This is a genomic window from Puniceibacterium antarcticum, from assembly GCF_002760615.1.
In the GTDB taxonomy this organism is placed as follows: domain Bacteria; phylum Pseudomonadota; class Alphaproteobacteria; order Rhodobacterales; family Rhodobacteraceae; genus Puniceibacterium; species Puniceibacterium antarcticum.
Genome location: NZ_AWWI01000164.1, coordinates 51,186 through 71,734, shown reverse-complemented (window position 1 = coordinate 71,734; position 20,549 = coordinate 51,186). Strand labels below are relative to the sequence as shown.

Genomic DNA, 20,549 nt, shown 5'->3' with positions numbered 1-20,549 from the left:
CCCCGCCGCGTGGCAGACCCCATAAGCAAAGCAGAGCGTGAGCAGGGTGGTCAGCGCCCCCGGCTCGCCCGCCCGCAGGCTGCGCAATCCGCGCGCCATGGCGTTCTGCGCCGCGCGCTGGCCCTCGGCCGCCCAGATCACCACATGATCCGCCCCGCCAAAGCCCCAGAGCCAGACCGCCAGCGCCGCCACGCAAAGTGCTGCGATCAGGAGGGCGCGTTGCATGTGATCCGCACGTCCTCGGCGTAATGCACCCCGATCTGCAGCACCGAATACTGATCCTCGGGCACTTTCTTCAGCTCTTCGGCCAGCGCCTGTGTCGCAGCGTCCGGATCGGGTGGCGTGATGTCGGCGGCGCAAGGCGCGGGCAGATGCACGCCGCCGCTCAGCGTATAGGCCACATAGAAGGTCGGATCGTATTGCCGGATCTGCAGCCCCTCGGCCGGGGTGGGGGTCAGTGTGCGGGTATGCGTCGCGGTGATCCGCCCATCCGTGACCGCAACGCTGTCCGGCACCGGATGGTCCAGCGGCACCTGCACGCCGTCGCGGTAGAAATAAAGATCGCCCTCGAACCCCTCGGGCCATTCGACAAGATCAAAGCCCCTGAGTTTCGCCAGTTCCGCGTCCGTCAGCGTGCCATCCCCATCCGGGTCCAGCCCCATATCCTCGAGGATCAGCAGGGTGGTGAAATCGTCATATGTCCAGCTGAGCGTCAGGCCGGTCACGTTCTGCGCCTCGTCCAGCACAAGATCCAGCCGGCTGTCCACAAACATATGCGGATGCGCGAACGCAGGCAGGGGCAGTACGGCGAAAAGGAGGGTGATCAGGCGCATGCCCGCAGATTTAGACCCAAGACATCACACTGGCAAGATCGGCGCGCGGGGGCGGCAGAGTTCTGCCCGCCGCCGCACGCCACGCGTTCAGACGCCCAGCAGATCGCGCCAGCCGTGTTTTGGCGCAAAGCCCAGCATCTTTTGCGCCTTCGAGATGTCATAAAACGTCTCGGTCGCGCCCATCTCGCGCGTCTTTGGCACGCCCTGATAATAGCGCGCCATGATCTCATCCGTGCTCAGCCCCACGGACAGATCGGGATTGGCGACGTTGAACACCTCGTATCCCAGCCCGTCGGTCATGAGGCAGCATTGCACCATATGGCCCAGATCGCGCGCGTCGATATAGGCGAATATGTTGCGCCGCCGCAGATCGGGATTGTCCAGATAGGCCGGAAAGTCGGATTCATATTCATGCGGCTCGATCACGTTGTTGATCCGCAAGCCGTAGATATCCAGCCCCGTGCGCGCATGAAACGACCGTGCGCAGGCCTCGTTCACCACCTTGGACATGGCATAGCTGTCCTGCGGCACGGTCGGGTGCGCCTCGTCCACCGGGACATAGTCGGGCTTCATCTCGCCATCGGCGAAACAGATGCCATAGGTCGTCTCGGAACTGGCAAAGATCACCTTGGGGATGCCCAGCTTGGTCGCCGCCTCAAGCACGTTATAGGTGGCCTGAGTGTTGGTGCGGAACAGCTCGTTATCGGGCTTGATCAGGATGCGGGGGATGGCGGCAAAATGCACCACCGCGTCGAATTTCGGCATGCCTGTGCCCGGCTCCAGCTCGTCCAGCGCCGCGTAAGAGGTCAGCGCGTTCCACACCTGACCGTTCTCTGTCAGATCCACGGTCAGGTTGTCGACACCGGGATGATCCAGCGGCACGAGGTCGGCATTGACCACCCGATGCCCCTGTTCCAGCAGATAGGGAATGACGTGCCGTCCGGCCTTGCCGCTGCCGCCTGTGAAGAGAATGCGCATGGAACTGCTCCTTTTTCTGTCGCCTCGCCAGATGGGGCGCGGGTTGGCCCAGACAAGGCCGCGCCGACCGCCCCTTTGCAAGCAGAACCATTGATTTCCGCCCCAAGTTCCGGCAGATCACCCAAGACCATCGAAAAGGAACCACCATGACACGCATCGACGCCAAGTTTGCCGATCTCAGGGCGCAGGGGAAAAAAGCCTTTGTGGCCTATGTCATGGCGGGTGATCCGGATTACGACACCTCGCTTGCGGTGGTAAAGGGACTGCCCGGCGCGGGTGTCGATATCATCGAACTGGGCCTGCCGTTCACCGACCCGATGGCGGACGGCGAAACCATCCAGCTTGCCGGGCAGCGCGCCCTGGCCGGGGGCATGACGCTGGACAAGACGCTGTCGCTGGCGCGCACCTTCCGCGAAGAGGATGACACCACCCCGATCGTGATGATGGGCTATTACAACCCGATCTATTCGCGCGGCGTCGATCTGTTTCTGGAACAGGCGAAAGAGGCCGGGATCGACGGTCTGATCATCGTTGACCTCCCCCCCGAAGAAGACGACGAACTCTGCATTCCGGCGCAAAAGGCGGGGCTGAACTTTATCCGCCTTGCCACGCCCACGACCGATGACAAACGCCTGCCCAAGGTGCTGCAGAACACCTCCGGGTTTGTCTATTACGTTTCGATCACCGGGATCACCGGGGCAGGGGCCGCCCAGCCCGCCGATGTGGCGCCCGAGGTCGCGCGGATCAAATCCCAGACCGATCTGCCGGTCATCGTCGGCTTTGGCATCCGCACCCCCGAAGCGTCAGAAGGCATCGCAGGCGTGGCCGATGGCTGCGTCGTCGGCTCGGCCATCGTGGGCGAACTGGCCTCGGGCAAACCGCTGAGCGAGGTTCTGGCCTTTGTGAAAACCCTGGCAGACGGCGCGCACCGCGCCTGAGCGGGCGCGGGTCCGGCGCCCGTCGTCAGCCACTGCCCGCTGTCAACCACTGCCCGCTGTCAACCACTGCCCGCTGTCAACCACTGAAGGCGCGGCTTGAGACGGAAATCGAATTGTCCGATGGGTCCTTGGCGTTGGCAAAGACGTATCCGTCCGCGTGATGGATCGATCCGAACAGCAATCCCCGTTCCTTTGCAAACTGGCAGAACGTCTCGACATCTTCGACATCAAAGACCAGCTTGACGACGGATTGCCCGGCTTTCTGCGCCTTCGCAGCAGGGTGGAGGAGGATGGAAATACCCGCCCCCTGCGGGATAAGTTCGACAATGTGGTCGCCGTCGCGCTGGTGCGCCGTAAACCCGAAATGACGGCTGTAGAATGCGACCATCTCTTCCGTCTTTTTTGTGTAAAGGATGATCCGTCCAAGCGGGGTTGTCATGAAGTCTCTCCGATACAACCTGCTGATCTTTTGTGGTGGCGCGCAGAGTCAGCCAACGCCTCTCTAACCTAAATCACAAGTCGCCCGTGCCAAGCCGCCGCAGGCGCGATACTCTGCCCGCATGACAGCGAAAGGCAGAGATATGGCACAGACCCCCAAAAAACGCATTGTGGTGGTGGGCGGCGGCGCGGCGGGGCTTGGCCTCGTGCGCAAGCTGGCAAAAAACGACCGGTACGAGGTCATTCTGGTGGACCGCAACCGCACCCATGTCTGGAAACCCCTCCTGCACGAGGTGGCGGCAGGCGCGCTTGACCCCAATCAGGACGAGGTCGGCTATGGTGGGCACGCGGTGCGCTGGGGCTACCGGTTCTTTCAGGGCGCGCTGGCGCGGATCGACCGCGACCGTCAGGTGATCGTGACCGCCCCCCTTGTGGATGAAGACGGCGAAGTGATCTTTGAGGAACACGAGATTGCCTATGACATCCTCGTGCTCGCCATCGGCGGCGTGTCGGATGATTTCGGCATCCCCGGCGTGCGTGACAATGCGCTGTTCTTGGAACACCGCGCACAGGCCGACCGGTTCCGTCAGAAACTGCTGAACGCCTGCCTGCGGGTCAATGCCCGCCGCGAAAAGGGCGAAGTGGACGCCACCCTGCCGATCTGCATCGTCGGCGGCGGTGCCACGGGGGTTGAGCTGTCCGCCGAGCTGGTGAATTCGGCCCGCGCCCTGAGCTCTTATGGTCTCGAAGGGTTCGACCCCGATGCCTTTCGCATCACCTTGATCGAGGCCGGGCCGCGTCTGCTGCCCGCGCTGGATGAAAAGGTGGTGGGCAAAGTCACTCAGGAACTGCGCGATATCGGCGTCGATGTGCGCGTCAACACCATGGTCACACAGGTCGACAAGGACCGCGTGCATATGAAGGACGGCACAGACCTGCCCGCGACGCTGATTCTCTGGGCCGCCGGGGTGCGCGGCGAATCCGGTGTGCCGGGCTACAGCGATCTGGAACTGTCGCGGCTCGACCGGGTTGTGGTCCGCCCGACATTGCAAAGCGTGACGGATGACCGGATCTTTGCCATCGGCGATTGTTGCCATTGCGTGCTGCCGGGGCAGGAGCGTCCCGTCGCCCCCCGCGCGCAGGCCGCACAGCAGATGGCCGATCACCTGCTGGTCGCCATCGACAAGCTGGACAAGGGCCAGACCCTGCCCGATTTCGAATACAAGGATCGCGGCTCGCTCGTTTCGCTCAGCCACTTTGCCACGGTGGGCAGCCTGATGGGCAATCTGATGAGCGGCAAGCTGTCGATCGAAGGCCGCGTGGCGCGGCTGGCCTATATCTCGCTCTACCGGATCCACATCCTGACGGTGCATGGCTGGCTGCGCGGCATGGCGCAGCTGATCGCCGGGCGGATCAACCGGGTGGTGCGCCCCAGATTGAAACTGCACTGACTGAAACTGCACTGAACGGCGTCAGTCCTTGGGCGCAAAGCTGGCCGAATCGGCGCGGTCCCAGCGCGCCTTGTAGCCCTGACTGTCGGTGATGCCGTTGATCAGGAACCCCTCGGGCAGATAGGGAAATGCCTCATCGCCCGAGGTCATCTGGTTCTCGGCCTGACGCAGCATGAAATGCCGGGGCAGGAAATCCCTGGGGTCGTGCAGCCCCGCCGCCCCGGCCATTTCTGCCAGCGCCTTCATCGTGTTGGCATGGAACCGCGCCACCCGCTGACTCTTGTCCCCAACATCCAGCGCGCGCTGGCGCAGCGGGTCTTGTGTGGCGACCCCCACGGGGCATTTGTTGGTATGGCAGGCCTGCGCCTGAATGCAGCCGATGGCAAACATGAACCCGCGCGCCGCATTGCACCAGTCCGCGCCGATGGCCAGCGCGCGGGCGATGTCAAAGGCCGACACGATCTTGCCCGCCGCGCCCAGTTTCACCTGATCACGCAGCCCCGCGCCGCGCAGCGTGTTGTGCACAAAGCTCAGCCCCTCGGCCATCGGCATGCCCACATGGTTGGAAAACTCGACCGGCGCGGCCCCGGTGCCACCTTCTGCCCCATCCACGACGATGAAATCGGGCACGATGCCGGTTTCCAGCATCGCCTTGACGATGCACATGAATTCCCGCCGGTGCCCGATGCACAGCTTGAATCCCACCGGCTTGCCACCCGAAAGCTCGCGCAGCTCGCCCAGAAACCGCATCATCTCCAGCGGCGTGGAAAACGCCGAATGCCCGGCGGGCGAGCTGCAGTCGACCCCCATGGGAATCCCCCGCGCCTCGGCGATTTCGGCGGTGATCTTGGCCGCGGGCAGCATCCCGCCATGACCGGGCTTTGCGCCTTGCGACAGCTTCAGCTCGATCATCTTGATCTGGGGCAGGGCGGCGGTCACGGCGAATTTTTCCCGGTCAAACGTGCCGTCCGCCGCCCGCGCCCCGAAATAGCCCGACGCCACCTGATAAATCAGATCGCCGCCCCCGGCGCGGTGATAGCGGCTGACCGACCCTTCTCCGGTGTCATGGGCAAACCCACCCATCTTTGCACCGGTGTTCAGCGCCTGAATGGCATTGGCCGAAAGGGAACCAAAGCTCATCGCCGAAATGTTATAAAGCGAGGCGGAATAGGGCTGTTTGCAGGCGGCATTGCCCACCGTGACGCGGAAATCGCTGTTGTCCAGATGCACGGGCGCAATCGAATGGGTCAGCCAGGAATAGCCTGAATCATACACCCGCTTGCGTGTGCCAAAGGGGCGCTTGTCCTCGACCCCCTTGGCACGCTGATAGACAAGCGATCGAGAATCGCGGCTGAACGGTTCCTCATCCTGATCGGATTCGATCAGATACTGGCGGATTTCCGGGCGGATGCCTTCGAACAGGAACCGCATGTGCCCCATGACCGGGTAATTGCGCAGGATCGAATGGCTGGATTGGCGGATGTCATAGACGCCCAGCAGGCTCAGCGCAGCGCAGACCGCAAAGGGCAGCAACATCCACCCCGACCAGAGGCTCGCCAGCAGGCACAGCAGGCTGAGCGCGGCCAACCCCGCAAGCGGTGTGTATCGTTCGAGGGTGGCAAGTTTTTGCATCATCGGTCCTGAGGTTGGTCTGGGTGTCAAAACGGCGGGATGGGGCGGTTGTCCTGCGGTCCGACGGTATGGATCAGAAGCTGGGCGGGGTACAGGCGCTCACAATGACGCATCTTTTGGTGAAATTGTTATGAAAGCGGTGCGGCTTGTTGCTTTCAAACAGATAGGCGTCGCCAGGACCCAGCACCTCGGTGCGGGCAATGACGGTCAGGGCAATCTGCCCCTCGATCACGATGCCGGCCTCTTCGCCGGGGTGAGTGTACAGCTCTGGCCCGGTGTCGGCGCCGGGGGCATAGACCTCGTGCAGCATCTGGATCTTGTGGCGCGACGCATCCCCGACCTGCCGCAGCGACAGCAGATCCGCCGCCGCTTCGCGCAGGTCCAGCACCGCGCCCAGGCTGATCTCGCGCAGATCTTCGGCGCGGTGCACGAAGGTTTCCACAGACGGCCCATCGTCGGCAAAGAACTCTGAAAAAGTCATCGGAACAGCGTCCAGAATCCGCTTGAGCGACGCTATGGATGGGCTCGAGCGGCCCTGTTCGATCATGGAAATCAGACCGTTGGTCACCCCCGCCTGACGGGCGAGTTGACGTTGGGATAACCCTTTTGCGTTGCGCACTGATTTTAGCCGCCGACCAACATCCTGATCCAAGACGAATCCCTTTCTTGTTGTTTAACCACATGAAAATAAATGATAAAAAAACAACAGCGGGTGTGGTCGATATCAGGACAGTAACCGACTTGATCGAAATAATAAACAATACTACCCTGATTCGAACGCCGGGGCGCAGTGTGCCGGGACCAGTTGGTGACCATAGGGGGCAAAATCTGCCGCATACAAAGCTTCTGGTGAAAGGGGGCAATCCTGTGATCCCGAAGACCGCTGCGGCGGCTGATGGCCTCAGAAGCCAAACTGGAAAACGGGACTGGAACTCGCCTGAAACAGACTGGCCTAACGACTTGGTTAATGCGACGAACTTGAGTATGGCGACGATCCGGTCCGGCCTCTTCAGCCAGATCGGCACAACGAAATAGAGTGGGAGACTTTTATGAAACACGCAAAATACCTTGCCTTGACGGCCGGCCTTCTGGCCTCGACCACGGCAGTGGCACAGGAACGCTTCATCACCATCGGCACCGGCGGTCAGACCGGCGTCTATTTCGTCGTCGGCCAGTCGATCTGCCGTCTCGTCAACCGCGACAGCGCCAAGACCAACCTGAAATGCACCGCCCCCTCCACCGGTGGTTCTATCGCCAACATCAACGCGATCAAAGCGGGTGACATGGACATGGGCGTCGCCCAGTCCGACTGGCAGTACCACGCCTACAACGGCACCTCGGAATACGAAGGCAACAAGTTCGACAAGGAACGCGCCGTGTTCTCTGTCCACTCGGAACCCTTCACCGTGATCGCAAGCAAGGCCGCCAACATCGCGAGCTTTGATGATCTCAAGGGCAAGCGCGTCAATGTCGGAAACCCCGGTTCGGGTCAGCTGGCCACGATGCAGGTCGTGCTGGACGCCAAGGGTTGGTCCATGGACGACTTCGCGCTCGCCTCTGAACTCAAGCCCGCCGAACAGGCCGCCGCTCTGGGTGACAACAAGGTGGATGCAATCATCTACACCGTCGGCCACCCGAACGGTTCGATCCAGGAAGCCGTGTCCACCATCGACGCGAACCTTGTTCCCGTGCAGGGCGAAGCCATCGACAAGCTGGTCGCTGACAACCCGTTCTACGCCTATGCCACAATCCCCGGCGGCATGTATGCGGGCTCACCCGATGACGTGACCACCTTTGGTGTCAAGGCGACCTTCGTCACCTCCTCCGACGTGCCGGATGATGTGGTCTATGAGGTGGTGAAAGCGGTCTTCGACAACTTCGACCGTTTCAAGAAACTGCACCCCGCCTTTGAAAACCTCAAGGAAGAGGACATGATCAAGGACGGTCTGTCGGCCCCGCTGCACGACGGCGCGGTGAAATACTACAAGGAACGCGGCTGGATGTGATCCGACCCCTCTGACACCCGGGGGGGCGGCACTGTCGCCTCTCCGCACCAAAATGAATTCCGGACAAAGATCCGGATCCGGGCGCAGACCCCCACAGGGATAGTAAATCATGTCGGACACAGACCAGACCAAGGCCGCAGAGACAGAGGCTGAGGCCCGCCGTCAGGAAGAGCTGAGCCAGACCGATCTGGACGCACTTGTCGCATCATCCGACACCGGCGGGCGCAACGTCACAGGATCGGTTGGCCTCTTTCTGATGCTTGTGGCGCTGTCCTGGTCGCTGTTCCAGCTCTGGTTCGCATCGCCTATCCCCTTCATGATCAATTTCGGCGTCTTCAATGACACCGAGGCGCGCTCGATCCACCTTGCCTTTGCGTTGTTTCTGGCCTTTGCCGCCTTTCCCGCCACAAAAACCAAATTCCAGATCGTGCTCGGCGTCGCCGTCCCTGTGATCCTTGGCGCGCTGTTCATGATGGGGTCCAAGGACGGCACTTCCATCTGGTGGATTCCGCTTGTCGTGGCCGCATTGGTCGCCTGCGTCATCCTCGGCTCACCCAAGGAAAAGATCCCCGTCTGGGAATGGGCGCTGGCCGTGGTCGGCGCGGCAACCGCGCTCTATCTCTACGTCTATTACCGCGAAATTTCGGGGCGCGTCGGCGCGCCCATCACTCAGGATTTTGTCGTCGCCGTCATCGGGATTCTGGTGTTGCTAGAGGCGACGCGCCGCGCGCTTGGCCCGGCGCTGATGATCGTCGCATCGGTCTTTCTGGTCTATACGGTGCTTGGCCCCTACATGCCCGACCTGATCGCTCACAAGGGCAACAACCTGTCGGAAATCGTCAATCACCAGTGGATCACGACCGAAGGCGTCTTTGGCATCGCGCTGGGCGTGTCCACCTCTTTTGTCTTCCTCTTCGTGCTCTTCGGCTCGCTGCTGGATAAGGCAGGTGCCGGCAACTACTTCATTCAGGTCGCCTTTTCCCTGATGGGTCATATGAAGGGCGGACCGGCCAAGGCGGCTGTTGTTTCCTCTGCCATGACCGGCCTCATCTCGGGCTCGTCCATCGCCAACGTGGTCACCACCGGCACCTTCACCATCCCGCTGATGAAAAAGGTCGGCTTTTCGTCTGAAAAGGCCGGCGCGGTTGAGGTGGCAAGTTCCGTCAACGGTCAGATCATGCCGCCTGTCATGGGCGCTGCGGCCTTCCTCATGGTCGAATATGTCGGCATTCCCTATTTCGATGTGGTCAAACACGCCTTCCTGCCCGCCGTCATCTCCTACATCGCCCTTGTCTACATCGTGCATCTTGAGGCGCTGAAGGCGGGGATGGAGGGGCTGCCGCGTGCCTATACGCCCAAGCCCATCGTGCAGCGCCTGATCGGCATCGCCTTCATCATCGCGATGATCTGCGCGCTGTCCTTCATCGTCTATTACGGCATGGGCTGGATCCGCACCCTGTTCCCGGACACGGCCGGCTACATCATCTTTGTCGCCCTCAGCGCGATCTATGTTGTCCTGCTGCGCATCGCCTCGAAAGAGGCACCGCTCAAGCTGGATGATCCGAACGAGCCGGTGACGCGCCTGCCGCTGCCCGGCCCGACGATCCGCTCTGGTCTGCACTACATCCTGCCGGTTGTCGTGCTGGTCTGGGCGCTGATGGTGGATCGCCTGTCGCCCGGCCTCTCGGCCTTCTGGGCTGCGGCCTACATGGTCTTCATCCTGCTGACCCAGCGCCCGCTGATGCAGATGTTCCGCGGCGAAAGCCAGCTTGGCGCGGATCTCAAGGCCGGGTTCACCGACCTGATCGACGGCATGGTGACCGGCGCGCGCAACATGATCGGCATCGGCATCGCCACCGCGACCGCCGGTATCATCGTGGGGGCTGTCAGCCAGACCGGCGTCGGCTCTGCCCTCGCCGATGTGGTCGAGGTGCTGTCAGGCGGCAACATCATGGCCATCCTGCTGCTCACCGCCGTGCTGTCGCTGATCCTTGGCATGGGCCTGCCCACCACGGCAAACTACATCGTCGTCTCAGCCCTGCTTGCCCCGGTCATCGTGACACTGGGCCAGCAGAACGGGCTGATCGTGCCGCTGATCGCTGTCCACCTGTTTGTGTTCTACTTCGGCATCATGGCCGATGTGACACCGCCCGTCGGTCTGGCCTCTTTCGCCGCCGCCGCCGTGTCGGGGGGCGATCCGATCAAGACCGGCGTCATCGCCTTCTTCTACTCCCTGCGCACCGCAGCACTGCCCTTCCTGTTCATCTTCAACACCGAACTGCTGCTGATCAACGTGACCTGGTATCAGGGCGTGTTTGTCTTTGTGATCGCAACCATCGCCATGCTGCTGTTTGCTGCCGCAACACAGGGCTGGTTCCTTGCCAAGAACCGCTTTTATGAATCGCTGGCCCTGCTGCTGGTCGCCTTCACCCTGTTCCGCCCGGGCTTCTGGATGGACATGGCCTTTCCGCCCTACAACGAAGAATCGCCAACCGAAATCGCCGCCGCGGCCGAAGATACGCCCGCCGGGGACAAGCTGCGCATTCGTGTGGCTGGCGTGAATGACCTTGGCGATCCGATCACCTTTGTCGCCCTGCTGCCCATCGGCGAAGGCGACACTGGCGCGGACAAGCTCGACAAGGCCGGCCTTATCTTCCGCACGGAAGAGGACAAGATGTTCATCGACGATGTCTCCTTCGGCTCACCGGCATCAGAGGCGGGGCTGGATTGGGATCAGGAGGTGCTGCGCGTGCTCAAACCCGTCAACACCCCGTCTAAATACCTGATGTTCATCCCGGCGCTGCTGCTGCTCGCGCTGATCGTGTTCCTGCAACGCGGGCGCAACGACAAGGTCACGCGCCGCAAGGCCATGGCGTAAACCGCGTGGCCCCACACACGCCTTTCCCGCATGGATCTGCTGCCTGCGCGGCGGCAGATCCGGCCGATTTGATCACTCTTTTGGCACCCAGCCAGCCTGACGCCACGAAACTGGCACGGATCGTCACCGATCTGTCGCATTTGCCGGGCTTGCAGGTTTTCGTGCCCGCCAGCAGCGCGTAAGACATGCGGGAAGCGGACATACCAGACACCAGCCCCAACAGGTGTTTCCGCGCCAATGGAGACTGTTCCCGATGACCCCTTTCGCAATCGCAGGCGTGCAGATGTACGTCCAGGCCACCCAGTCCAACGTCGATGGTATCCTCCACCGGCTTGAGGTGCTGATGGCGCGCTTTCCCTGGACCCAGATGGTCCTGTTTTCTGAACTGGCCGCCTTCGGCCCGCTCGACCGCTACGCGCTTCCGCCCGAAAACGAGGCGATTGACCGCCTGTGTGAGGCCGCGCGCCGCCACCGTGTCTGGCTGATCCCCGGCTCGATGTTCCTACGCGGCGCTGACGGGCTGATCCGCAACACCGCCGTGGTGATCAATCCCGACGGGCTGATCATCGCGCGCTATGCCAAGATGTTCCCGTTCCGCCCGTATGAGGCTGGTATCACCGCAGGCACCGAATTCTGCGTCTTTGACGTGCCGAACGTCGGCCGCTTTGGCCTGTCGATCTGCTATGACATCTGGTTCCCGGAAACCACGCGCCAGCTCACCTCCATGGGCGCCGAGGTCATCCTGAACCCGGTGCTGACCGGCACCACCGACCGCGACGCCGAACTCGCCATCGCACGGGCCACTGCTGCGCAGTTCCAGTGTTATGTCTTTGCGGTCAACGGCCTTGGGGCAGGGGGCGTGGGCAAATCCATCGTCGTCGATCCCAGCGCCACGGTGCTGCACCAGTCCGCAGGACAAGAGGACATGTTCCCGATCGAGGTGGACCTTGATGTGGTGCGCCGCCAGCGCGAGGCGGGAATGAAGGGTCTGGGACAGGTGCTCAAATCCTTCCGCGACCGGTCCAACGACTTTCCGGTTTACGACCGCGCCAGCGGCTCGGACGCCTATCTTTACACGCTCGGGCCGCTTGAGATGCAGGGGCAGGGCAGCCGTGCCGGGCTGCATGTGGACGTTGCAAGCGGCCCTGACGTCGAACCGAACCCGCCCCTGGGAATCCAGGCGGTCATGGGAAAAACATCCAGCGGTTGATCCCGCCCGCCTGTTGGGGCGCTTGACTGCGCCCCCGCGTCGCGTCGCGAGGTCTTCCGCCCATTGGGGAGAGAAGCGATGCAATCCGTGAACGAATACTACTCGGCGGTCCAGCTGCGGTCCGACAGATGGGCCGCCCTGCGCGAAGCCACCGACGCCCTTGCCCAGGGCGGCAACGACCGTCACATCGCGGCGGTGAAAAAGCGGGTCGAACAACTCTGGACCGCACTTGAGGTGATCGAACCCTACTGGGCCTTTCCCGGCATGCAGGCCTTTGACTACATGCGCCGCCAATATGCCTCTGGCCATTTCGAAGATCTCGCCTATTCCGTCCACCGCGCGCTGCGGGCGCTGACCTCGGGCGCCTATCGCCGCCGTCATATCCCGCTGGACAAGGACAGTTCGGAAAAGGACGAACAGGATGACGAGGCGATGCTGTCGCCCGAAGCCCGCGCCATGACCAAACCCTATTTCGAGGTGCTGATCGTCGATGATGTGAACGAACATCAGGAACGCTGGCTGAAATCCAACGTCACCCGGATGCGCCGCCCCGAAGATCCCTTTCAGTACGAGGCGGTTGTGGTCCCGAGCCTCGAGGACGCGCTGATTGCGGTGCTCTTCAACCACAACATTCAGGCCATCGTCGTGCGCCCCGGCCTTACCCTGAAATCCAAACTCGAAATGCCGCTGCTGTCGCGTTACCTCGATCATGCTGAACGTCAGGATGAACTCGATTCCCTGCGCCCGCGTGACTATGGTCCCGAACTCTGCCGCCTGATCGCCAAGGTCCGCCCGGAACTTGATGCCTACCTTGTCACCGAACGCTCGGTCGAAGATATCGCCGGGCTCGACCTCGGGATCTGCCGTCGGGTGTTCTACAATCAGGAAGATTTTATGGAGCTGCACCTGAACATCCTTCGCGGTGTGCAGGCGCGCTACAAGACGCCGTTTTTCACGGCCCTCGTGAACTATTCCAAACAGCCCACCGGCGTCTTTCACGCCATGCCGATCAGCCGGGGAAAATCCATCACCCGCAGTCACTGGATTCAGGACATGGGCGCCTTTTACGGCCCCAACATCTTTCTTGCCGAAACCTCCGCAACCTCGGGTGGCCTCGACTCCCTGCTCGAACCGCACGGCCCCATCAAAGAGGCGCAGGAACTTGCCTCCCGCGCTTTCGGCTCGAAACAGACCTTCTTTGCCACCAACGGCACCTCGACCTGCAACAAGATTGTGGTCCAGGCGCTTGTGCGCCCCGGCGACATCGTTCTGGTGGACCGCGACTGTCACAAGTCACACCATTACGGCATGGTGCTGGCGGGCGCGCAGGTCTGTTACCTCGACAGCTATCCGCTGAATGAATATTCGATGTATGGCGCGGTCCCCCTGCACGACATCAAGAAACAGCTCTTGGAACTGAAGGCGGCGGGCAAGCTTGACCGCGTGCGCATGCTGCTGCTGACCAACTGCACCTTTGACGGTATCGTCTACAACGTCGAACGCATCATGGAAGAATGCCTCGCGATCAAACCCGATCTCGTCTTCCTCTGGGACGAGGCATGGTTCGCCTTTGCCCGCTTCAACCCCACCTACCGCACCCGCACCGCAATGAGTGCGGCCAACGTGCTGCGTGAACGCCTGCGCAGCCCCGAACATGCCAAGGCCTATGAAAAACAAAAGGCCAAGCTCAAGGATGCCGACGACGCAACCCTGCTCAAAACCCGCCTGATCCCGCCGCCCACCGCGCGGGTGCGGGTCTATGGCACGCAATCGACGCACAAGACCCTGACCGCCCTGCGGCAGGGCTCGATGATCCACGTCAACGATCAGGACTTCAAAGGTGAGGTCGAACAAAGCTTCCACGAAGCCTACATGACCCACACCTCGACCTCTCCGAACTACCAGATCATCGCGTCGCTGGATGTGGGCCGCCGTCAGGTCGAACTCGAAGGCTTCGAATTCGTCCAGCGCCAGATAGAGGCGGCGATGTCCATGCGCCGTGCCATCTCGACCCATCCGCTGCTGCAGAAGTATTTCAAGGTTCTCACCGCCGGCGACATGATCCCCGAGGCGCACCGCGAGTCGGGAGTCGAGAGCTATTATGAACCCGAACAGGGCTGGACCGACCTCTGGGATTGCTGGGAAAAGGATGAATTCGTTCTCGACCCCACCCGCGTCACCCTCGCCGTCGGTGGCACCGGCTGGGATGGCGACACCTTCAAGACCCAGATCCTGATGGACAAATACGGCATCCAGATCAACAAGACCTCGCGCAACACCGTCCTCTTCATGACCAACATCGGCACCACGCGCTCCTCGGTCGCCTACCTGATCGAAGTGCTGGTCGAAATCGCGAAATCCCTCGATGACCTGCTCGACGACGCCTCCAAGATGGAACGCCTCGCCTTCAACCGTCGCGTGCGCAATCTGATGGAGGATCTGCCGCCGCTGCCCGACTTCTCCCGCTTTCATGACGCCTTCCGCGCCGATAACGGCACCCCCGAAGGCGACATTCGCACGGCATTTTTCCTCAGCTATGACGAAAACAACTGCGACTACCTCGAACTCAACGGATCGCTGAAAGAGGCGATGGATGCAGGTCAGGAAATCGTCTCCGCCTCCTTCATCATCCCCTATCCGCCCGGTTTTCCCATCCTCGTCCCCGGACAGGTCGTCAGCCAGGAAATCCTCAGCTTCATGCGCGCGCTCGATGTCAGTGAAATCCACGGCTACCGCCCGGATCTGGGCCTGCGCGTCTTCACCCAGGAGGCGCTTGCCAAACTCGGCCGCGCCAAACTTGCCACAGCTGCCGAATAATAACAGAGAGGAACCCCACCCATGGCAACGACCATACTCAACAACATCTCGGAAATCCGCCGGTTCTTTCACCGCAACGACGATCCGATCTATTTCATCTCGGCGACAAACTTCAACCTGCTCGGCCTTGATGAATGGGTGAAGAACTTCAAATACATCTGCTACATCGACTGCTACGACGGCAAACACCCGAACGTCTTCTGCCCCAGTGAACAGCCCCATGCGGAATTCCAGAGCATCGAGGACATCAACAACTACCTCCTCCAGCATAAGGAGGTGATTGATTTCATCAAACGTCGTGGCGGCAAGCCGCATTTCGTCTTTCTGATGTTTGACGAAGAAACCGAACGCCTGTCCAAGGAACTTGGCGCCGATGTCTGGTTCCCCAAGGCGAAACTGCGCAGCAGCATGGACAACAAGATCGAAACCGTGCGCATCGGCAACAAGGCCGGCGTGCCCTCGGTGCCCAACACCCTGTCCGTGGTCGAAAGCTACGACCACCTGCGCGAGATCACCGAAAAGGCCGGCATCGGCCACGACCTCGTGCTGCAATCGGCCTTTGGCGACAGCGGTCACACGACCTTCTTCATCAAATCCGAGGCTGACTTCCGCCGCCATGAATCCGAAATCATCGGCGAGGGCGAAATCAAGATCATGAAACGGATCGATTGCCGCGGTTCCGCGATCGAGGCCTGCGCCACCAAAGAAGGCACCATCGTCGGCCCGCTGATGACCGAACTTGTCGGCTTCAAGGATCTGACCCCCTATCGCGGCGGCTGGTGCGGCAATGAAATCCTCTCGACCGCCTTTCCGCCCAAGGTGCGCCAGCAGGCCCGCGACCTCACCTTCAAATTCGGGGAACAACTGCGCAAGGAAGGCTACCGGGGCTATTTCGAACTCGATTTCCTGATCGACAAGAAAACCGGCGACCTCTGGCTGGGTGAACTCAACCCCCGCATCACCGGTGCGTCGTCGATGACCAACCACGCGGCATTTGCCCATGCCGATGCGCCGCTCTTCCTCTTCCACCTGCTGGAATTCTCGAAAAAGAAATTCAACCTGGATGTGGACGAGCTGAACGCCCGCTGGGCCAACCCGGACATGATCGATTCATGGTCGCAGATGGTGATCAAACACACCGACGATTCCGTCGACATCTGCACCAGCGCCCCGGAAACCGGCATCTACCGCATGCTCGAAGATGGCCGTGTGGTCTATGACCGCTTCGACTATCACCGCCGCGCCGTCGAGAGCGAAAACGAAGCCTTCTTCCTGCGCATCCTCCGCCCGGGCGATTACCGCTATGAGGGCGCGGATATCGGCATCCTCGTGACCCGGGGCCGCTCGATGACCAAGAACTTCATGCTCAACGAGCGGGCGAAAAAGTGGATCCATGGTATCAAAAGCTGCGTCACTGGCCGTCCGCTTCCTGTGGCCGAGGCTGGTCCGGCGGCCCATTTCGACCCCGCCTTCAAGATCATGTAAAGCAGCTGCATGACCATGTACTGGCGTGCCATATCCGAAGATCAGCCTGGCCCGAAATGGGCCGGGCTGTTCGCAGAATACTGGCCGGCCTACCTCAAATGGTGGCTCAAGGAAGGCGACGAGGTCCGCGCCTCCTATAGGGAAAGCCAGCGGATGCTGAAACGGCACATGCCCGAAATGCTGCCGCTCTATGATCAGCTCTGCGAACTGGCGGGCGGCGGCGATCAGGCGGCGCGCTTCCTCTCCTTCTACTGCCCGCCGCCCTATCTTTCGGGCTGCTCACAGGCGCTCTGGCCCGGCAAGGCGCCGGTGCTGGTGCGCAACTATGATTACAACCCGGCCGCGTTTGATTCGCTGATCCTGCGCACCGGCTGGATGGGCCGCAAGGTCATGGGCACCTCCGATGGTCTCTGGGGGCTGGTTGATGGCATGAACGATGCAGGCCTCGCCATCTCGCTCACCTTCGGCGGGCGGCGCGTGGTGGGCGAAGGCTTCGGCGTGCCGCTCATCCTGCGCTATGTGCTGCAGACCTGCACCACCACCGAAGAGGCGGGGCAGGTCCTCTCCCGCGTCCCCACCCACATGAGCTATAATGTGACCGTGGTGGATCGGAACCGCAAATACCTCACCGCCATGATGGCACCGGACCGCGCCACCCTGATCACCCATGCGGCGGTCGCGACCAACCATCAGGAAAACGTCGAATGGATCAGCCATGCGCGCTTCACCGCCACGGTGGAACGCGAACGTTACCTGCTGCATCGGATGAGCCTGCACCGCGACACCGAGGAAAAGTTCATCTCGAACTTCCTCAAACCGCCGCTCTATTCCACGGCCTTCAGCTACGGCTTCGGCACGCTCTACACCGCCATCTATCGCCCGCGCAAAAAACAGATGGAAATCCGCTGGCCCGGCACCACCTGGCCGCTCTCACTCGACTCGTTCGAAGAGGGCGCGCGCCAGGTCAACCTCCCCGGCGCCGCCTGAACCAGCCCCACGCCCAGTCCTGCGGGCCCGAGCGGAACACGTCACAGCGGCTCCGCCGCCTTGCGCCTTCATCTGCCCAAAAATATCCCGGGGGTCCGGGGGCCGGCCCCCGGTTCGACCTTGCAGCTCAGGGCAACATTGGCCCAAACTCCCCCGACGCCAGCCATACGGTTTCCATACATATGCCACACGCTTTCCAGCACCGGATCTGACCCATGTCCCACATCTTTCCCCGTTCGATGAAATCCACCCCGCCAACCGCTGTCGGCGGCAAGGGCTGTTACCTCATCGACTCCACCGGCAAGCAGTATCTCGACGCCTCGGGCGGCGCCGCCGTCTCCTGCCTTGGTCATGGCGATGCCACGGTGATCACCGCGATCAAGGCGCAGCTCGACCAGCTTGCCTATGCCCACACCGGGTTTTTCACCTCGCAACCCGCTGAAAAGCTTGCCGATCTTCTGATCGCCAACGCTCCCGGCACGCTCGACCGGGTCTATCTGGTCTCAGGCGGATCAGAGGCTGCAGAGGCCGCGATCAAGCTGGCGCGGCAATACCACGTGGAACGGGGCGACCCCAACCGGGGCCGGCTGATCGCGCGCAAGCAAAGCTATCATGGCAACACCATCGGCGCGCTGTCCGCAGGCGGCAACGCATGGCGCCGTGCCCAATTCGCCCCGCTCCTTCTGGACATGAGCCATATCGACCCCTGCTACCCCTATCGCCTTCAAAACGAAGGGGAATCTGACGCCGACTATGGCCTGCGCTCCGCCAATCTGCTGGAGGCAGAACTGCTGCGCGTCGGTCCCGAAAGCGTCATGGCCTTCATGGCCGAACCCGTCGTCGGCGCCACGGCAGGCGCGCTTGCCCCCGCACCGGGCTACTTCAAACGCATCCGCGAAATCTGCGATCAATACGGCATCTTGCTGATCCTGGACGAGGTGATGTGCGGCATGGGGCGCACCGGCACGCTGTTTGCCTGCGAACAGGATGGCGTCGCGCCGGATATCCTCTGCATTGCCAAAGGCTTGGGTGCGGGCTACCAGCCCATCGGCGCGATGCTCTGCACCTCGGAAATCTATGACACCATCGGCGCGGGCAGCGGGTTTTTCCAGCATGGCCACACCTATCTGGGTCACCCCACCGCCGCTGCCGCAGGCCTCGCGGTCGTCAGCTCCGTGCTTGACCGGGGTCTTCTGGAAAACGTGAAAAAACAAGGGGATGCGCTCAGCGCTGCGCTGCAGGACCGCTTTGGTCAGCACCCGCATGTGGGGGATATCCGGGGAAGGGGCCTTTTTGTGGGCCTCGAACTGGTCGCAGATCGCACAACCAAGGCCCCGTTTGATCCGGCCCTGAAACTCGCGGCACATATCAAGGCCGCCGCGTTCGAGGCGGGTCTCATCTGCTATCCGATGGGCGGCACAATCGACGGCAAGACCGGCGATCACATCCTGCTCGCCCCGCCTTTCATCATCGAAGACGCGCAGATCGCGGAGCTTGTGGACAAGCTCGGCTTTGCGCTCGATGCGTCACTCCCGGTCTGACGCGGCATCCCCCAGGCGGACCTTGTCAGAACTGATGCTGATGTTCGCCTGGGAAAACCCTATATTTTCCAATGCAATATTCGCGCCGACGGCGATGACGGCGATCAGGACGATGCCCAGAACAAAGGCTTTCATGATCTCGCTCCCTTGGCGCGGGCTTCGCGTTCCTTGACCTCGGCAACCCAAAGGTTGTGGTGTTCCTTGGCCCATTGTTCTTCGACCATGCCGCTGCCCATGGCGTCAAATGCGCCCTCCATGCCAAGCGTGCCGATATAGATATGGCCCAGGATCACCACCATCAGCACAAAGGCCACGATTGCATGCCACAGCTGGCTGTACTGCATCTCGGCCTGCGGGCTGAGGTCGCTGGGCAGCGGGCCAAAGCCCAGCATCTGCGGCACGCCCCAGTCGTTGAGATGCGCAAATGTTGGTCCGAACAGGTGCAATTCGAACGGGAACAACAGCGAAATGCCCGAAACGGAGATCGATGTCCCCAGAAGGATCACCGACCAGAAGACGATCTTTTGCCCTGCGTTGAACTTCTTGGCATCCGGATGACCGCCGCCAAACAAACCGCCCCCGCGCAGGATCCACATCACATCGGTGCGGTCGGGAATGTTGTGAACGACCCACATGACAAAGACCATGACGAGCCCCAGAATAAAGGCCCAGGCCACGTTGTCATGTACCCACTTTGACCCGATGGCGACGGTGGAAAACGCCTCATGACCAAAGGCCGGGATCAGGAATTTGCGCCCCATCAGCGTCAGCAGGCCGGTCACGCCAAGGATGACGAACGATCCCGACAGCAGCCAGTGACCCATGCGCTCAATAAATTTGAACCGTTCGATCTTGTGACCTGTCTTCTCCCCCTCGATGCGCACACGTCCCCGGATCAGGTAGAACAGTGCGAGCACACCTATGGTGCCCAGCAACAGCCAACCACCATAGGTGATCAGCGGGCCGTGGCGGAAGTTCAGCCACCACATGCCGTTGTCCTGGATCAGCGTCTTTGCTGCGGGGCCGCGCTGTTGGGTGGTCACATCCGCCTCGTCAAACCGCAGGGCGCGCCACAGATCCGGGTCCGAGGCACCGCCACGTGTGCCAAGCGCGCTTCTTTCGGGCGCAGCAGTTGCGGCGTCCCCGATCATATTTTCGCGCAGGCTGTCATCGACCTTCAGATCCTGCTGGCGGCGCAGGATGTCCTCAAGTTTGGGCGCCGGGTTGGGCGCGGCAGAGTCTGCAGGTGGCACAACGGCTTGTGATGCGGCGGGCAGGGGCGAAAGCCCAAGAGCCAGCAGAACAAGAAGGGAATAAAGGGTTTTCATGGCAGGCTCCCAGGAGTCTCCGGTTGG

General features: G+C 61.6%; 17 protein-coding genes and 1 pseudogene. 10 read left to right on the top strand and 8 right to left on the bottom strand.

The annotated features are described in order from the left end of the window. From P775_RS23035 to P775_RS23025, 3 genes and pseudogenes are all read right to left on the bottom strand, one after another. Positions 1-225: pseudogene (locus P775_RS23035) on the bottom strand (hypothetical protein); the annotation flags it as partial. Next, a complete protein-coding gene (locus P775_RS23030) occupies positions 207-833 on the bottom strand; it encodes a DUF1007 family protein (RefSeq protein ID WP_099913178.1) in 627 nt (208 codons plus the stop codon). The pseudogene P775_RS23035 and the gene P775_RS23030, both read right to left, overlap by 19 nt. 87 nt (positions 834-920) lie before the next feature. After that, positions 921-1,811: an NAD-dependent epimerase/dehydratase family protein gene (locus tag P775_RS23025; RefSeq protein ID WP_099913177.1), complete on the bottom strand. Its 891-nt coding sequence runs from the start codon at positions 1,809-1,811 to the stop codon at positions 921-923. A 146-nt stretch (positions 1,812-1,957) separates the two neighbouring features. On the opposite strand from P775_RS23025, the gene trpA reads away from it, so the two are divergent. Continuing rightward, on the top strand, positions 1,958-2,749 hold the full coding sequence (gene trpA, locus P775_RS23020) for a tryptophan synthase subunit alpha (RefSeq protein WP_099913176.1): 792 nt from the start codon (positions 1,958-1,960) through the stop codon (positions 2,747-2,749). 76 nt (positions 2,750-2,825) lie between these two features. On the opposite strand, the gene P775_RS23015 is transcribed toward trpA, so the two are convergent. Further along, positions 2,826-3,188: a VOC family protein gene (locus tag P775_RS23015; protein ID WP_099913175.1), complete on the bottom strand. Its 363-nt coding sequence runs from the start codon at positions 3,186-3,188 to the stop codon at positions 2,826-2,828. A 142-nt stretch (positions 3,189-3,330) separates the two neighbouring features. Between P775_RS23015 and P775_RS23010 the strand changes: the two genes are divergently transcribed. Continuing rightward, positions 3,331-4,638, top strand: a complete 1,308-nt coding sequence (locus P775_RS23010) for an NAD(P)/FAD-dependent oxidoreductase (RefSeq protein WP_099913174.1) — start codon at positions 3,331-3,333, stop codon at positions 4,636-4,638. Between the two features lie 21 nt (positions 4,639-4,659). Here P775_RS23010 and P775_RS23005 read toward each other — a convergent pair whose 3' ends face one another. Both P775_RS23005 and P775_RS23000 read right to left on the bottom strand, forming a co-directional pair. Continuing rightward, a complete protein-coding gene (locus P775_RS23005) occupies positions 4,660-6,270 on the bottom strand; it encodes an FMN-binding glutamate synthase family protein (RefSeq protein ID WP_099913184.1) in 1,611 nt (536 codons plus the stop codon). Positions 6,271-6,343: 73 nt separating this feature from the next. Then, entirely contained in the window at positions 6,344-6,922 is a 579-nt protein-coding gene (locus P775_RS23000) for a cupin domain-containing protein (protein ID WP_099913173.1), read from the bottom strand. A gap of 14 nt (positions 6,923-6,936) precedes the next feature. Here P775_RS23000 and P775_RS27735 point away from each other — a divergent pair, with 14 nt between their 5' ends. From P775_RS27735 to P775_RS22965, 8 genes are all read left to right on the top strand, one after another. Continuing rightward, the gene (locus tag P775_RS27735) at positions 6,937-7,305 is read left to right on the top strand and encodes a hypothetical protein (protein ID WP_143520975.1); all 369 of its coding nucleotides are present in this window, start codon (positions 6,937-6,939) and stop codon (positions 7,303-7,305) included. A gap of 14 nt (positions 7,306-7,319) precedes the next feature. Beyond that, positions 7,320-8,276 carry a TAXI family TRAP transporter solute-binding subunit gene (locus P775_RS22995; protein WP_099913172.1) on the top strand — a complete coding sequence of 319 codons (957 nt, stop codon included), beginning with the start codon at positions 7,320-7,322 and terminating at the stop codon, positions 8,274-8,276. A gap of 109 nt (positions 8,277-8,385) precedes the next feature. Further along, positions 8,386-11,154, top strand: a complete 2,769-nt coding sequence (locus P775_RS22990) for a TRAP transporter permease (RefSeq protein ID WP_099913171.1) — start codon at positions 8,386-8,388, stop codon at positions 11,152-11,154. 253 nt (positions 11,155-11,407) lie between these two features. Next, positions 11,408-12,364, top strand: coding sequence for a carbon-nitrogen hydrolase family protein (locus tag P775_RS22985; protein WP_099913170.1), 957 nt, complete (start codon positions 11,408-11,410; stop codon positions 12,362-12,364). 78 nt (positions 12,365-12,442) lie between these two features. Continuing rightward, complete coding sequence (locus P775_RS22980) at positions 12,443-15,181, top strand: aminotransferase class I/II-fold pyridoxal phosphate-dependent enzyme (protein WP_099913169.1); 2,739 nt, start codon at positions 12,443-12,445, stop codon at positions 15,179-15,181. A 21-nt stretch (positions 15,182-15,202) separates the two neighbouring features. Next, complete coding sequence (locus tag P775_RS22975; RefSeq protein WP_099913168.1) at positions 15,203-16,666, top strand: biotin carboxylase; 1,464 nt, start codon at positions 15,203-15,205, stop codon at positions 16,664-16,666. Between the two features lie 15 nt (positions 16,667-16,681). Then, positions 16,682-17,653, top strand: coding sequence for a C45 family autoproteolytic acyltransferase/hydrolase (locus P775_RS22970; RefSeq protein ID WP_099913183.1), 972 nt, complete (start codon positions 16,682-16,684; stop codon positions 17,651-17,653). 215 nt (positions 17,654-17,868) lie between these two features. After that, positions 17,869-19,194: an aspartate aminotransferase family protein gene (locus P775_RS22965; protein ID WP_099913167.1), complete on the top strand. Its 1,326-nt coding sequence runs from the start codon at positions 17,869-17,871 to the stop codon at positions 19,192-19,194. On the opposite strand, the gene P775_RS28265 is transcribed toward P775_RS22965, so the two are convergent. Then, positions 19,180-19,329: a hypothetical protein gene (locus P775_RS28265; protein ID WP_180287549.1), complete on the bottom strand. Its 150-nt coding sequence runs from the start codon at positions 19,327-19,329 to the stop codon at positions 19,180-19,182. The genes P775_RS22965 and P775_RS28265 overlap by 15 nt on opposite strands. Further along, on the bottom strand, positions 19,326-20,522 hold the full coding sequence (locus P775_RS22960) for a formate dehydrogenase subunit gamma (RefSeq protein ID WP_099913166.1): 1,197 nt from the start codon (positions 20,520-20,522) through the stop codon (positions 19,326-19,328). The genes P775_RS28265 and P775_RS22960 overlap by 4 nt, the downstream gene beginning before the upstream one ends. Positions 20,523-20,549: the final 27 nt, after the last annotated feature.